The sequence below is a fragment of the Sphingobacterium deserti genome, from assembly GCF_000757725.1.
Lineage (GTDB): Bacteria > Bacteroidota > Bacteroidia > Sphingobacteriales > Sphingobacteriaceae > Sphingobacterium > Sphingobacterium deserti.
This window is the reverse complement of sequence record NZ_JJMU01000048.1, coordinates 67,249-81,323: the sequence shown is the minus strand read 5'-3', so window position 1 is coordinate 81,323 and position 14,075 is coordinate 67,249. Positions and strand designations below refer to the sequence as shown.

The following is a 14,075-nucleotide window of genomic DNA, read 5'->3' as shown; positions in this document are numbered from 1 at the left end:
TTTACATATAGTCCAAAGCATAAGTTGGTCGCTTTAACTGAACTCACTTGATCTATTACATGACTTCCCCCCTGCATGCCCCCTTACCATTTTTGCAAACCGAGCAGCTTCTTGCCAAGTTCCGACAATTCGGCAATGGGATAATTTCGTTCCCTTTGTAAAGGGTCGCCCGGATAGGCATCATCGTCTGGTGCCAACCTATCGTGCCAAGCATTAATCCTCCATGACCGTAGCTCTTCATTTTCCTCATCGGCGGGAATCATCGTAATGTACTGCGCTACACGTACTTTGTCGCTATGATTTGGACGAATACCGTGAGGTTGCGAGCTGTTAAAGATTAACATATCCCCTGCTTCCATTTTCACTTTGCTGGTGGTAAATCCATCGGTATCTGGTTTAAAACGATTTCTGTCTTCCGGCTGTGTAAGTTTCCAGGTATCATACGTGCGGTAAAGTTCCGGAATACACTGGAAACCGCCCATGTTTTCATCTGTTTGATCAACTAAAGCCAAAACACCTTGAACATATTGTGGCTTAGTTTCAGGGTCATAATCCCAATGAATAAATCCTTTATATTCATAACCCGGCTTTACGGGGAAATTAAGATTTACCCGATCTATACTTACCCAAAGTTTGTCGGTTCCCCAGACATCAGCGAAAGCCTGATGTATCCTTTCGCTTTGGCGATTGTCCCACAGTATTTGATTGTTATACACCTCAACCATCCCAGAATTGTTTAGTTCCTGCATCTTATGATGGGTATCGGCAACTTTGTACCATGTACTACTGTCATCAGGATCTTTGTTCTCATACTCCCACACAAAGGCGGCGCTTTTTGCAGCCTGCTCCTTCGATATAGCATTTTTGATGATAACATACCCGTTATCGAGCCAAAACTGCCAATCAGCTTCTGATAATACCCGCAATGGCTCGCCATTGGCTCTTGTAGCTAAAGCTGGATTGTTTTTTGTTCGCATCGACGGATCGCCAGGCATTACCTGTGCATGTCCATTTTTTGTTAGTTCCATGATTTTTGTGATTTGATTTAAAAATTAGTTATGTCTTTCGCGCGCTGGACAAAACAAAAATGACGAGAAAACTCGAACATCTCCTTAACGCTAATGACCAATACTTGCTCTGTATTGATACTTTTTTTCATAAATTTATATCAATATGTACCGTACAGGCTTATGAAGATTGTTAAAGAAGAGATAGCGATTGATAATAACCGTTCGTTTAAAGTTTTCTCACCAAGACTTAAAAACTATTTCTATTGGCATTACCATCCAGAGATCGAGTTGGTGTATGTTGAAGCGATTAATGGCATCAGGCACGTCGGTAAAAGTATTTCTGGTTTCGTGGAAAGTGACTTGATACTCATAGGATCCAATGTACCGCACCTGAATTTTGATTACGGGATAGAAACGGACTATCAGCAAATTGTGGTACAGCTAAACAATAAGTTCATAGAGAATAACATTGCGGATGTCCCGGAATTCCTGATGATCAAAAAATTATTGGAAAAGAGTTATTTGGGTCTTTCTTTTTATGGCAAGACAAAGTATAAAGTGGCAAAAAAGCTGAAAGAAAACAATCAAGACGATCCTTTCGCATCCCTAATAAATCTTATAGAAATTTTTCAAATCCTTGCCTGCTCTACGGAATTTGATACGCTAAACAAGGACGATACACGAATTAGATTTTTTCTTAATGATAAGATACGCATGGGAACGATATATGATTATATTCATGAGCACTTCGATAAAAGCCCCGATGTTAATGAAGTAGCGGATATGGTACACCTAAGCACCCCTGCATTTTGCCGATATTTTAAAAAGCAAACGGATATGACTTTTACCAGTTTTGTAAATAGTTACCGCATTAATCAGGCGAAAACCTATCTGCTGCAAGAAGCTTCCATAACGGAAGTGTGCTATCGTGTCGGTTACGACAGTATTTCATATTTCAACAAGCTCTTCAAGCAACTGGTAGGCGAAACGCCCTCTGCTTTTAAGAGAAGGCATAGTTTGAAATCTAAGGAACAACATACGCATTGATTTTACACGTAATTATTGAGCGTCCCTTTACTAAGCACGAGGTTGATTTCGCAACCATATTCCAGATTTCCATGGACGTGAAGCTTTAAAGGTAAATTTAAATCGCTTCCTATATTTCCCCACTTCAATGTAATACTTGCAAAACATGCTAAGAAAAGCCATCTTTGTTAAGTAAAAGCAGTTGTTCTCGAGGGATCTAAGATGGATCTCAAGCGATCATGGGAATGCCTGTTTTTGTTTCTTTTACACCATATTTACTATGCAACAAGGTCCTATTGGGATATTTGACTCCGGTTTTGGAGGGTTGACAGTCTTTCGAGAAATCAAAGATCATTTGCCACAATACGACTACATTTATTTGGGCGATAATGCTCGTGTACCCTATGGCACGCGATCATTTGAGACGGTTTACGAGTTTACCAAAGAATGTGTATTTAAGCTATTCGAGTTGGGTTGCAATTTAGTGATCCTTGCCTGCAATACAGCATCCGCTAAAGCGCTGCGTAGCATACAGCAAAACGACCTACCTGCGGGGAGAAAGGTATTGGGGGTTATCCGCCCTACAACAGAGTCCATTCACCGGTTCACAGCTACGAAGGAAGTTGGTGTGCTCGCTACCCCAGGAACGGTACTATCAGAATCCTATAAAATTGAAATCAACAAATTTCATCCAGATATCAAAGTATATCAACAGGCCTGTCCACTTTGGGTGCCTTTGGTAGAAAACAATGAGATTGACACCCCGGCAGCAGATTATTTGGTGCAAAAAGATATTGATCAACTACTGGCACAAAGCCCAAACATAGACACACTAATATTGGCCTGCACACATTATCCACTTTTGCTACCTGTTATCAAGAAATACGTCCCAGCCCATATCCATGTTTTACCGCAGGGAAAGCTTATCGCGGAAAGCTTGGGTGATTACCTCCAGCGCCATCAAGAAGTGGAAATGCTTTGCTCGCGCCACGGCGGGATGACATTCTACACAACGGATGACAATGCGGACTTTGAACAAAAAGCAAATATATTTTTTAAGGAACATGTGCAAGCTACGCACATTCGAGTAGCCTATTGATTTTAATAGCATTGATTGAACCATAAAAAAACCTTCCAGGTTATTTCGCCATGGAAGGTTTTTTGGATTGCTCTGCTAATGCGCTACGCTAGATCTGGCCTTTTGCTTTTAGTGCGATAGCATATAGTTTCATTTGCTTTACCATCGACAAAAGACCGTTAGCCCGCGTTGGTGAAAGATGTTCCTTCAGGCCTATCTGATCAATAAAATATAAATCAGCCGCGGCAATTTCTTCAGGCGTATGCCCGGATAGTACTTTCACCATCAAACTTACCAGCCCTTTTGTAATAATTGCATCACTATCTGCCGTGAACAATACCTTTCCCTCTTCTAGCTTCGGGTAGAGCCAAACTTTGGACTGGCACCCCTTTATGATGTAGTCATCCGTTTTATAATCTTCTTGTATAAGGGGTACTTCCTTCCCCAATTGAATGATATACTCATACTTTTCCATCCAATCTTGATAGAAAGCAAAGTCTTCAATCAGTTCATCCTGTATGTCGTTTATTGTCATGTCTATTTATTTAAGCATCGCCACTGCGCGTTCCAACCCTACCATCAAGGTATCTACCTCTTCTTTTGTATTGTACATAGCCAAAGAAACCCGCACCGTGCCCGGGATGCCATATTGGCTCATTATGGGTTGCGCGCAGTGGTGACCTGTGCGTACTGCAATTCCCTGCTTATCAAGGATTACCCCAATGTCGTAGGGATGGATGCCATCCACCACAAATGATATTACAGAAGATTTGTGCGCTGCTGTGCCGATAAAACGTATTCCTTCTATTACAGCAAGCTTCTCCGTTGCATAGCCTAAAAGATCATCCTCATAGGCTTTAATCGCATCTAATCCAATATCCTGAATGTAATCAATGGCTTGGGTAAGACAGATGCCCGCCTCTATATTTGGCGTACCGGCTTCAAATTTAAAGGGAAGATCGTTATACGTGGTTTTCTCGAAGGTAACATCCCTAATCATATCTCCCCCACCCTGATAAGGAGGCATTTTGTTTAATAATTCTTCTTTCCCATAAAGCACCCCCACGCCTGTGGGACCGTACATTTTATGTCCAGAAAACGCAAAGAAATCCGCATCTAGCTCTTGAACATCAACAGCGATATGTTGTATAGCCTGCGCAGCATCGATCAAAACCGGTACATGATGACGGTGGGCAATCTCAATCATCTCTTTGACAGGATTGATCGTACCAAGCGCGTTGGATACATAGGTAAAAGAAACGATCTTCGTGCGTTCTGAAAACAATGCCTTATACGCATCGATATCCAGCTCACCTTTGTCGTTCATGGGTATCACACGAAGTTTGCAGCCTTTTTCATCACAAAGCATTTGCCAAGGTACAATGTTGGAATGATGTTCCATAGCTGAAATGATAATCTCATCATCTTCACCGATAAAAGGGCGGCCATAGCAGCTAGCGACAATATTAATTGACTCGGTCGTACCTTTAGTAATAATTATTTCGTGCTCATGCTTCGCATTAATGAAAGCACGAACTTTACGTCTGGTCACTTCAAATGCATCAGTCGATATCTGACTCAGGTAATGCACACCTCGGTGAATATTGCTATTCATCTGTGCATAATAATCCACAATGCCGTCGATTACTTGCTTCGGTTTATGTGTGGTCGCACCATTATCAAAATAGATCAAGGGTTTACCGTTTACTTCCCGTCTCAAAATCGGGAAGTCTGCCCGTACTTTTTGTATATCAAAATTTCCCAAAAGTATTCTCCTTAAATGATGTACAAAGGTACTACAAATAGGTTTTAAAATAGGTCAGTGCTATGTATTCTTTTCGCCGTACAGATAAATAGTTTATGGGAGATTTAATCACTGCAGTGTATTTTATCAAATATCGCTCTATAATTTATTGGCAATTGGTTAACTTTGCAAGATATATGCAAGAATTACCATTAAATATACCAGAGGGATCGAGAAAAGAGGTCATGGCCTATTTGGAACCGTTCATGTTAAACGAAATGAGCGAGTACCTGAAGCCTGTGGAGGAGATGTGGCAGCCAGCTGATTTTTTGCCGGATGCGTCACGAAGCACCTTTTTCGAAGAGGTTAGAGATCTTCAGGAGAGTGCGAAAGAGCTGCCTTACGATTTAGTGGCTGTATTAATTGGTGATACCATTACAGAAGAAGCTTTACCCACATACGAATCTTGGTTAACCATGGTAGAAGATGTGGAGAAAAATGAGCAAGGCGGATGGATGAAATGGGTTCGTGCTTGGACGGCTGAGGAAAATCGCCACGGCGATCTATTAAATAAATATCTGTATTTATCTGGCCGTATCGATATGCGGCAGTTCGAAATGTCTACCCAATATTTAATCCAAGATGGTTTTGATATTGGTACCGGCGCCGATCCGTATAGAAATTTTATATATACCTCTTTTCAGGAATTAGCTACTAACGTTTCGCATAGACGTGTGGCTGGTATCTCAAAAAAATCTGGGGATAAATTGTTAGCCAAGATGTGTGGCGTAATTGCTGCGGATGAAGCAAGACATGCAAAAGCATATATGTCCTTCATTTCCCAAGCATTGGTGGTCGACCCAAGTGAAGTTATGATAGCTTTTGAAGATATGATGCGCAAGAAGATTGTGATGCCTGCACATTTTATGCGCGAGGCCGGCGAGCCACAGGGTGAAGCTTTCGCTCACTTTTCTGATGCGGCGCAGCGTTTAGAGGTCTATACAGCTCTGGATTACGTGGAGATTTTAGACACCCTAAATAAAGATTGGAACATTGATAAGGTAGGTGGACTGAACGAAAAAGGTGAGAAAGCACGGGACTATCTCATGAAACTTCCTGATCGTCTGACAAGACTCGCTGACCGGATCAAGGTACCGGAATTGCAATATAAGTTTAAGTGGATACACGGATAAGGCTTGCGTAAAAAACGCAAGCTTTTTTGTTTATTAATAAACTTTTTCCGAAATTAGTTGTCACACTAATAATTGATATGCTAAAGGAAAAATACAGCCAATATTCGTTTATTCTGGACCGTACTGCCAGACGAGTGAAACAGTATGCGCAGAACTCATTTTTGCAAGGCGCTTTCGACTTGACTATTGATCAATGGAGCATTTTAAAGATTCTTTATGAGGAAGATGCCATGACGCAAAAAGAGATCGCGGAAAAATCAGGGAAAGACCAACCTACACTTACGCGTATTGTCGACATCCTTATCAAAAAGAGATTAGCACAGCGTGTAGAGCATCCGGAAGACAGACGCTGTTTGCATCTCAAACTTACCAAAGAAGGAAAAGCCAAAGTCGAAGAACTATCTCCGGCGGTGAAAGAAATACGTATGAAGGCCTGGGAGAATTTGTCTGAAGATGATTTTGAAAATTTCACGCGCATATTAAACACCATTTATAACAATTTAAATCAGCAGTCATGATACAAACAGATATATGCATTGTAGGCGCCGGGCCGGTAGGGTTATTTGCAGTTTTCGAAGCCGGACTTTTGAAGATGCGCTGTCATTTGATTGATGTGCTACCACAGGTTGGGGGGCAGCTTTCAGAGATTTATCCGCACAAGCCTATCTACGATATACCCGGCTATCCAACCATAAAAGCGCAGGAATTGATTGATAACCAAATGTTGCAGATTGCTCCTTTTCAGCCTACGTTTAGTTTGGGGGAACGTGTTGAGCATTTAGAAAAGCAAGCTGATGGCACCTATATCATTACTGGATCAGACGGCACAGCAATTCACTGCAAAGTGGTGGTGATAGCTGGAGGATTAGGTTGCTTTGAACCGCGTAAACCAGAAATAGTTAATCTATCGCTATTTGAAAAATCACATGTGCATTACATGGTCAAGGATCCAGAGCGATTTCGTGATAGAAGCATCGTGATTGCTGGCGGAGGTGATTCTGCACTTGATTGGACGGTCTTTTTAGCTGATGTTGCCGAGCATGTTACGTTGGTACACCGCAGCGATTCCTTCCGTGGAGCCCCAGACTCTGCAGAAAAAGTGTATCAGCTGGCACAGCAGGGAAAAATAAACCTCTTGCTGTCTCATAATTTAATGGCATTAGAGGGCGGCGCCACGTTAGAGCAGATAAGGCTTAACAACAAAGCGAAGGAAGAAATAGTCGTGCCTGCCCATGACTTCATTCCGCTTTATGGCCTAAGTCCAAAATTAGGGCCTATCGCGGATTGGGGATTAGCGATTGATAAGAACGCAATTGCGGTAGATACATTCGACTATTCTACGAATATTGAGCGAATTTATGCCATTGGCGACATCAATACCTACCCCGGAAAGCTGAAGTTGATATTGTCGGGCTACCATGAGGCAGCTTTGATGTGCCAAAGCGCATTCAAATATGTATATCCCGAACAGAAACTAAGTTTTAAATACACGACCGTAAATGGTGTTAATGCTTTTTAAGTATGGAAAATATAATTAGTATCACGATTGAAGACAGGGATGGCAGTGTACGGGAAATTGAAATCCCGACTGATATCAATTTAAGTCTGATGGAAATTTTGAAAGCGTCGGAGTATGATATTTTAGCGACCTGTGGCGGGATGGCCCTATGCGCCACCTGCCATGTGCAGATTACCGAAGGCTTGGATGCGCTGCATGAACCATCCGATCAAGAGCTGGATATGCTGGACACTCTTCCAGATGCTGATGATGAAAGTAGACTGGCGTGTCAGCTTCGTTTAGGGAACCACAATCAAGGCCTTAAACTTGTGATTAAAGGGGCACTACAGTGATCGCACATAAAGTGTACAAATCACACTAAGATTTTGTATTTTTGCAGGAAGAGAAGAGATAGATCTGTAAACATCATGTTTACACAAATAGGAGAAAAAGTTAATGTTATCCTAACTAAACTATTAAGATATTTGCTACCTATCTCACAGTATTTGAACAAAATTAGTTTATTATGTTATTAGATCGTTCTGAAAGAAGTTTTCCGAGGGTTATCATCATTGGTGGTGGTTTTGGAGGCGTTGAAGCGGCCAAACAGTTCAAGGACAAGGAAGTTGAAGTTTTATTGATCGATAGAAATAACTTCCATACGTTCCAACCGCTTATGTACCAAGTTGCTACGGGTACGCTGGCTGCGGATGCTATTTCTTTCCCCATCCGTAAGATGTTTAAATCGCAGCAAAATTTTAGATTCAGAATGGCCGATGTGTTGGAAATTGATTCCCACCAAAAGATTGTAAAAACCTCAGTTGGCGATTACGACTACGACTACCTAATCATCGCGACAGGTGCCACGTCGAACTTCTTCGGTAATAAGCAAGTCGAGAAGTACGCGCTTCCAATGAAGAGCATCCACGAGGCGCTAAATATACGTAGCTATGTACTTCAAAATTTCGAGGAAGCGGTGTTGCGGAAGAACGCCCACGACCGTGAGCGTTTTCTTAACTTTGTTGTGGTAGGCGGTGGGCCTACCGGGGTTGAACTCTCCGGCGCTATTGCAGAAATACAATTGCATATGCTCAAGAAAGATTATCCGGAGCTTTCTAAAAACGAAATGACGGTGTATCTGGTCGAAGGTATGGGTAAAATATTGGGTGCACTTTCAGAAAAGTCGTCGAGAGATGCTGAACGGTACCTAAACGAGCTGGGTGTTAAAGTGATGCTGAACACACAGGTAACCGGTTATGACGGCAATACGATCACACTTTCCAATGGGGAAAGCATCCCTACGAAAACCGTTATTTGGGGCGCAGGAGTAATGGGTCAATTTCCGGAGGGCATTCATCCAGAAATTATACAGCGCGGAAATCGCATTAAGACAGATGGCCAATGTCGTATTGAAGGCATGGAGGGAGTTTACGCAATTGGCGATGTGGCAGCTATGATCACGGAGCAAACACCTCGTGGCTTGCCTGGTGTTGCGCCGGCAGCACAGCAGCAGGGGAAATACGTAAGCAAGCATATTTTGAATAGTATGAATGGGCAAAATTCTGCAGACTTCAGCTATTTCGACAAAGGATCCATGGCAACTATAGGTAGAAATCGTGCTGTTGTTGATATGGGGAACTTTCACATGAAAGGGTTTTTAGCCTGGATGACTTGGATGTTTGTACATTTACTTTCTATTTTTGGTTTCCGCAATAAATTGGTCACCTTTGTAAACTGGACAATAAAGTTCTTTACCAAGAATAGCGGCATTCGCCTTATCATCAATAAAGCGGAGCGACCAGAATCTAAAAAAGGAGAAGAGCTAGCATATCAAGATTAATACCCATGGAAAATAAAGCAATAGCCAAAGCATTTAAGTTGTGCAGCCAATTGATGGAGCTGTTTAACGAAAACCCTTTTCGAACGAAAGCGATGGCCGCTGCTTCATTCAAAATTGATAAGCTTCCTTTCCCCGCAGTGAATGCTACCTTAGAACAACTTAGTGAGCAGCCCGGCATTGGAAAAAGCACGGCCGATAAAGTATTATCATTGATCCACACCGGTTCTTTCGCTGAACTTGATGCACTCATCTCCAAAACCCCTACCGGCGTTATGGAGATGCTTTCTATAAAAGGATTAGGGCCGAAGAAAATACAGATTATTTGGAATGATCTGGGCATTGAGACTGTGGGCGAACTGCTGTACGCTTGCAATGAAAACAGATTGGTGGAAGCGAAGGGTTTCGGTTTAAAAACACAAGAAGAAATTAGAAAGGCGATTGAATTTGCAAATGCAGCGCAAGGGCTTTTTCTCTATGCAAAGGCTGAGAAAGCTGCTACCCCTTTTATGCAACTTTTAACTACAGCTTTCCCTGATGGAATACATGCCTTTACAGGAGAATTTCGTCGTAAATGCGAAATTATTTCCAGTATTGATATATTGACCACTGCGCCAGTGGCAGAGGTAGCGGCTCTGCTAGCGGATGACGAAACCTATACCCTATTCGAACAATTTGATGCGTCTCTACAATTTACGGACGCTTATGCTATCAAATATCAGTTGCTGTTTACATCGACCAACGATTTTGCAACCGAACTTTTGTTAACAACTGGAAACGAAGCGCATCTGCAGCAGCTAAAGGAAATACAAGATCCGTTGCCAAATGGCAATACTGAAACCGAAATCTACCAAGCGTTGGGCTTAGCTTATATTGAGCCCGAGCTTCGCGAAGGATTGGAAGAGATAAACTGGGCGAAGGATAATAAACTTCCAAAACTTATCACCTTTAGTGACCTCAAAGGTACATTGCACAACCACTCGACGTATAGCGACGGCGTTCATACGCTAGCGCAAATGGCCAACTACTGTAAGGATGAACTTGGGTTGGAGTATCTCGGGATCTGCGACCACTCAAAAACTGCCGTTTATGCGAATGGGCTTAGTATCGAGCGGGTAGCAGAACAATGGAAGGAAATTGATTTGCTCAACGAGAAGTTGGCACCTTTTAAAATTTTTAAAGGTATTGAATCAGATATTCTAAGCGACGGATCGCTGGACTATCCGGATGATGTCTTGCGACAATTTGATTTTGTTGTAGCCTCCGTGCACAGTAACCTTCGCATGGACGAAGAGAAAGCTACCCAACGTCTTATCAAAGCGATAGAAAACCCTTACACCACTATTCTTGGCCATCCCACTGGACGGTTGTTGCTAAGCAGAGCGGGTTATCCTCTAGACTTTAAAAAAGTAATTGATGCTTGCGCACAAAATGGGGTAATTATCGAAGTCAATGCTAACCCGCTTCGGCTGGATTTAGACTGGCGTTGGCAGCAGTATGCTCTAGAGCAAGGAGTCTTGTTATCTGTTAATCCCGATGCGCACCGTACAGAAGGTTTATTGGATATGCAATACGGTATTTACGCAGCGCGAAAAGGAGGTCTTTCCGCCCCACGTTGTTTGAATGCTTTTTCAAAAGTAGAAATAGAAGCGTATTTTACTAAACGTAAAGACGAGGTGAGATAACAACATATGCTCCAAGATCTTGAAATGAGGATATAAAAAAGTCGGAAGCATCGATGTGCTTTCGACTTTTTTATACGAGCAGTTTTTATTACTTTTTATAGTACTGCATAGCTTGTGGAATCAATTTCTGAATATCGTTAATACGGCGTGCATCGCTCGGGTGTGTACTCAAAAATTCTGGTGTCGAGCTTGCAGCTTTTGCGGAAGCCATACGTTCCCAAAAAGCTACTGCACTTTCCGGATTGTATCCGGCCATTGCCATAAATACCAAGCCCAATTGATCGGCTTCAGACTCATTACTACGTGAATATTTCAGCATGGCCAACTGTCCACCTATTCCGTAGGCATTGTTGACAAGTCCTCGAATCAACGTGTTTTTTCCTGAAGTAGCTACCCCAAGCACCTGTGCCCCTACTTGCACGGCATACTGATTTGACATTTGCTCCATAGAATGGCGTGCAATTGCGTGCGCAATCTCGTGCCCCATAACCGTCGCCAGACCAGCTTCGTTAGCTGTGAATGGCAAAATACCTGTGTACACAGCGACTTTACCACCCGGCATACACCACGCGTTTACATCAGAACTTTCGACCAAATTGAACTCCCAATTGAAATTAAATTGCTGTGCCAATCCTTGAGATGACAAATATTGGTTTACGGCTGCTGCTATTTTGTTCCCCACATTCTTTACCTGCGCAGCATTTGAGGTACCGGTGATTACTTTAGTAGATGAAGAATTTAAAAATTCTTTGTAAGCGGTAGAAGCCTGTTGTTGAATCTGATCGTCACTTACTAATGAAAGCTGCCGACGCCCAGAAACTGGTACCGTTGAACAAGACGCTAATGTAGCCGCTAACAACGCCAACGTCGTATATCTAAAAATCTTTTTCATGGTTAAATTGCTTTTCGCAATTCGTTGCAAATCCTATGCCTAAACGCTTATCCCTTCCTTTTCTTGAACAAATAAATTTTAGACTCATGCCCTTTTAGCAACCGTTCGATGTTCTTCTGATGGGTGACGAGAATCAATGCGCAGATCGCAATACCGTATAACACCACGGCGGGTACCGAGGTGTGAAAGATAAAGGCAACAGTAAATGGAAACGTAAAACCGGCGAGTATAGAGCCTAAGGAAACGTAGTGGGTGATTAACAGCGTAAGTATAAAGACACTGACACAGCATAGCGCCGCCGGCGGATGTATGGCAATCACCATCCCAAAAAGCGTAGCCACGCCTTTCCCGCCCCTAAAGCCGGCGAAAATCGGAAAGAGGTGCCCCAGCACAGCGATAACACCTAAGGCAAGTTGGAAATTCACGAATTGTACGGAATTTGGAATGCCAACGATCGTAGAATCGAGTAAGTGTGGAAGGTTTGTTGCAGTCCAGCCTTTTAAGATATCGACGAACATCACAATGGATCCAGCTTTTTTGCCCAGAACCCGGAAAGTATTAGTCGCGCCAGCATTACCACTGCCATATTCTCTTACGTCAACACCGTAGAAAGCCCCGCCAAACCAAACCGCCGAAGGGATCGATCCAAAAAGATAAGCTAATATGACTATCCCCACTAAATATATTGAAATCATATATGTTTATACCTTCTGAATATCAATTATAGAACCGTAGCTTTTAAGCTTAAATCTAAGCTTTTAACGGAATGTGTTAGCGCTCCGACTGATATATAGTCAACACCGGCGCGACCATAATCGCCGATTGTCTCCAGCGTGATTCCACCGGATGCTTCCGTCACTAATCGTCCATTCACTAATTCAACTGCTTCATGCACCTGTTCCGGCGTAAAATTATCAAACATCACCCTATCCACCGCTTCGTTTGCCAAGACTTCCTCAAGCTCAGCAAAGTTACGTACCTCAATCTCAATAGCCACATCCAGTTTTTTTTCGGTACGGTAAGCTTGCGCCTGCTGTACCGCTTGGCTTATACCGCCCGCGTAGTCAACATGATTATCTTTAATAAGAATCATATCGTAAAGGCCAAAGCGATGGTTAGCACCTCCGCCGATCAATACAGCTTCCTTCTCCAAAAAGCGCAAAAGCGGCGTCGTCTTTCTGGTATCGAGCACCTTAGCATGTGTACCGTTTAATTGCGCGCTATATTGTTTAGTGCGTGTCGCTATGCCAGACATACGCTGCATAACGTTCAACACTAACCTCTCTGCTTTCAAAATACTATGAATACTTCCTTTGACATAAAATGCAATATCACCCGGCTGGATTTCAGCTCCATCATGAAGTTGTACATCTATTGACAAGGTCGGATCTATCAGACGAAAAATATCCTCAGCCACCTTCACTCCTGCTAAGATTCCTGAATCTTTCACCAACAGCTTGGCACTCCCTTTCGCTTGTTCTGATATGGTTGACAATGACGTGTGATCACCCTCTTTAACGTCTTCTTCCAACGCCAACTCAACAAATTTCTTAAGTTTATCCAACTCAACTGCCATGTATCCTATGTAATTATTTAAGCGAAGATGCTCAAAATAAATTTTATTATAAAATTATAAGCTATTTTTTACTTCACTACACCTATTCGATACGCAGCTCTACGACCTGAAATCGCTTGTTAACACTGGAAAGTTTAATAAACACACGATAGGTCGACTTGGCTGTTTTGAGGGAGAAAACGATATAGGAATTTGGTGCATTATTGACGCATTGTAGCCGTTTAAGCTGTTCAACTTTATTGGATCTGAAAAAGTCTTCTAGCAATAGCTCTGCCTGAAACTTGCTGTATGTACCGTCATCCTTTTTTACGGAAAGCGTCAGGTTATTAGAAAAAACATTGCTTAATTTTTTCGCATTACCAACTTTCAGTGATGATGAGATCTCTTCCACAACCGCGTCAAACTCCCCGGTCTGTGCAATAGACACCTGGATAAACAACGACATACAACACAAAAGAATTGCTAAAGTTCTCCTCATCATCTTCCTTACTAATCCGCTTTTACATTCATTTAATTTATTATCGTTTCGTTTCAAG

At 42.4% G+C, this 14,075-nt stretch carries 15 protein-coding genes; 8 read left to right on the top strand and 7 right to left on the bottom strand.

Going from position 1 to position 14,075, the window contains the following annotated elements; translation table 11 throughout:
- Nucleotides 1–83: 83 nt before the first annotated feature.
- Nucleotides 84–1,028: a phytanoyl-CoA dioxygenase family protein gene (locus tag DI53_RS13035; RefSeq protein ID WP_037500236.1), complete on the bottom strand. Its 945-nt coding sequence runs from the start codon at nt 1,026–1,028 to the stop codon at nt 84–86.
- 162 nt (nt 1,029–1,190) lie between these two features.
- Between DI53_RS13035 and DI53_RS13030 the strand changes: the two genes are divergently transcribed.
- Both DI53_RS13030 and murI read left to right on the top strand, forming a co-directional pair.
- Nucleotides 1,191–2,057 carry an AraC family transcriptional regulator gene (locus DI53_RS13030; protein ID WP_037500233.1) on the top strand — a complete coding sequence of 289 codons (867 nt, stop codon included), beginning with the start codon at nt 1,191–1,193 and terminating at the stop codon, nt 2,055–2,057.
- 259 nt (nt 2,058–2,316) lie between these two features.
- Nucleotides 2,317–3,135, top strand: a complete 819-nt coding sequence (gene murI, locus DI53_RS13025; protein WP_037500230.1) for a glutamate racemase — start codon at nt 2,317–2,319, stop codon at nt 3,133–3,135.
- An 88-nt stretch (nt 3,136–3,223) separates the two neighbouring features.
- Here the strand turns inward: murI and DI53_RS13020 are convergent, their stop codons facing one another.
- Nucleotides 3,224–3,649 (bottom strand): SufE family protein, encoded by a 426-nt coding sequence (locus tag DI53_RS13020; RefSeq protein WP_037500227.1) that lies wholly within the window; start codon nt 3,647–3,649, stop codon nt 3,224–3,226.
- A 6-nt stretch (nt 3,650–3,655) separates the two neighbouring features.
- Nucleotides 3,656–4,879: a cysteine desulfurase gene (locus tag DI53_RS13015; RefSeq protein ID WP_037500224.1), complete on the bottom strand. Its 1,224-nt coding sequence runs from the start codon at nt 4,877–4,879 to the stop codon at nt 3,656–3,658.
- A gap of 176 nt (nt 4,880–5,055) precedes the next feature.
- Between DI53_RS13015 and DI53_RS13010 the strand changes: the two genes are divergently transcribed.
- From DI53_RS13010 to DI53_RS12985, 6 genes are all read left to right on the top strand, one after another.
- Nucleotides 5,056–6,051 (top strand): acyl-ACP desaturase, encoded by a 996-nt coding sequence (locus tag DI53_RS13010; protein WP_037500276.1) that lies wholly within the window; start codon nt 5,056–5,058, stop codon nt 6,049–6,051.
- 77 nt (nt 6,052–6,128) lie between these two features.
- Nucleotides 6,129–6,569 (top strand): MarR family winged helix-turn-helix transcriptional regulator, encoded by a 441-nt coding sequence (locus DI53_RS13005; RefSeq protein WP_037500221.1) that lies wholly within the window; start codon nt 6,129–6,131, stop codon nt 6,567–6,569.
- Nucleotides 6,566–7,570 (top strand): NAD(P)/FAD-dependent oxidoreductase, encoded by a 1,005-nt coding sequence (locus DI53_RS13000; RefSeq protein ID WP_037500219.1) that lies wholly within the window; start codon nt 6,566–6,568, stop codon nt 7,568–7,570. Before DI53_RS13005 ends, DI53_RS13000 begins: the two co-directional genes overlap by 4 nt.
- A 2-nt stretch (nt 7,571–7,572) precedes the next feature.
- Nucleotides 7,573–7,902 (top strand): 2Fe-2S iron-sulfur cluster-binding protein, encoded by a 330-nt coding sequence (locus tag DI53_RS12995; protein ID WP_037500217.1) that lies wholly within the window; start codon nt 7,573–7,575, stop codon nt 7,900–7,902.
- Between the two features lie 173 nt (nt 7,903–8,075).
- Nucleotides 8,076–9,389: an NAD(P)/FAD-dependent oxidoreductase gene (locus DI53_RS12990; protein ID WP_037500213.1), complete on the top strand. Its 1,314-nt coding sequence runs from the start codon at nt 8,076–8,078 to the stop codon at nt 9,387–9,389.
- Between the two features lie 5 nt (nt 9,390–9,394).
- Nucleotides 9,395–11,071, top strand: coding sequence for a DNA polymerase/3'-5' exonuclease PolX (locus DI53_RS12985; protein ID WP_037500211.1), 1,677 nt, complete (start codon nt 9,395–9,397; stop codon nt 11,069–11,071).
- 88 nt (nt 11,072–11,159) lie between these two features.
- On the opposite strand, the gene DI53_RS12980 is transcribed toward DI53_RS12985, so the two are convergent.
- The 4 genes from DI53_RS12980 to DI53_RS12965 all read right to left on the bottom strand — a co-directional run bounded on the left by DI53_RS12980 (nt 11,160) and on the right by DI53_RS12965 (nt 13,984).
- Nucleotides 11,160–11,963: a M48 family metallopeptidase gene (locus DI53_RS12980; protein ID WP_037500208.1), complete on the bottom strand. Its 804-nt coding sequence runs from the start codon at nt 11,961–11,963 to the stop codon at nt 11,160–11,162.
- Between the two features lie 47 nt (nt 11,964–12,010).
- Nucleotides 12,011–12,658: a glycerol-3-phosphate 1-O-acyltransferase PlsY gene (gene plsY, locus DI53_RS12975; protein WP_037500206.1), complete on the bottom strand. Its 648-nt coding sequence runs from the start codon at nt 12,656–12,658 to the stop codon at nt 12,011–12,013.
- 26 nt (nt 12,659–12,684) lie between these two features.
- Nucleotides 12,685–13,539 (bottom strand): carboxylating nicotinate-nucleotide diphosphorylase, encoded by an 855-nt coding sequence (gene nadC / locus DI53_RS12970; RefSeq protein ID WP_037500202.1) that lies wholly within the window; start codon nt 13,537–13,539, stop codon nt 12,685–12,687.
- A gap of 82 nt (nt 13,540–13,621) precedes the next feature.
- The gene (locus DI53_RS12965; RefSeq protein WP_157836777.1) at nt 13,622–13,984 is read right to left on the bottom strand and encodes a DUF4783 domain-containing protein; all 363 of its coding nucleotides are present in this window, start codon (nt 13,982–13,984) and stop codon (nt 13,622–13,624) included.
- Nucleotides 13,985–14,075: the final 91 nt, after the last annotated feature.

Excerpts from the sequence above, each read along its gene's own strand:
- DI53_RS13035 (WP_037500236.1), bottom strand. The coding sequence starts at position 1,028 with ATGGAACTAACAAAAAATGGACATGCACAGGTAATGCCTGGCGATCCG.
- DI53_RS13030 (WP_037500233.1), top strand. The coding sequence starts at position 1,191 with ATGAAGATTGTTAAAGAAGAGATAGCGATTGATAATAACCGTTCGTTT.
- murI (WP_037500230.1), top strand. The coding sequence starts at position 2,317 with ATGCAACAAGGTCCTATTGGGATATTTGACTCCGGTTTTGGAGGGTTG.
- DI53_RS13020 (WP_037500227.1), bottom strand. The coding sequence starts at position 3,649 with ATGACAATAAACGACATACAGGATGAACTGATTGAAGACTTTGCTTTC.
- DI53_RS13010 (WP_037500276.1), top strand. The coding sequence starts at position 5,056 with ATGCAAGAATTACCATTAAATATACCAGAGGGATCGAGAAAAGAGGTC.
- DI53_RS13005 (WP_037500221.1), top strand. The coding sequence starts at position 6,129 with ATGCTAAAGGAAAAATACAGCCAATATTCGTTTATTCTGGACCGTACT.
- DI53_RS13000 (WP_037500219.1), top strand. The coding sequence starts at position 6,566 with ATGATACAAACAGATATATGCATTGTAGGCGCCGGGCCGGTAGGGTTA.
- DI53_RS12995 (WP_037500217.1), top strand. The coding sequence starts at position 7,573 with ATGGAAAATATAATTAGTATCACGATTGAAGACAGGGATGGCAGTGTA.
- DI53_RS12990 (WP_037500213.1), top strand. The coding sequence starts at position 8,076 with ATGTTATTAGATCGTTCTGAAAGAAGTTTTCCGAGGGTTATCATCATT.
- DI53_RS12985 (WP_037500211.1), top strand. The coding sequence starts at position 9,395 with ATGGAAAATAAAGCAATAGCCAAAGCATTTAAGTTGTGCAGCCAATTG.
- DI53_RS12980 (WP_037500208.1), bottom strand. The coding sequence starts at position 11,963 with ATGAAAAAGATTTTTAGATATACGACGTTGGCGTTGTTAGCGGCTACA.
- plsY (WP_037500206.1), bottom strand. The coding sequence starts at position 12,658 with ATGATTTCAATATATTTAGTGGGGATAGTCATATTAGCTTATCTTTTT.
- nadC (WP_037500202.1), bottom strand. The coding sequence starts at position 13,539 with ATGGCAGTTGAGTTGGATAAACTTAAGAAATTTGTTGAGTTGGCGTTG.
- DI53_RS12965 (WP_157836777.1), bottom strand. The coding sequence starts at position 13,984 with ATGTCGTTGTTTATCCAGGTGTCTATTGCACAGACCGGGGAGTTTGAC.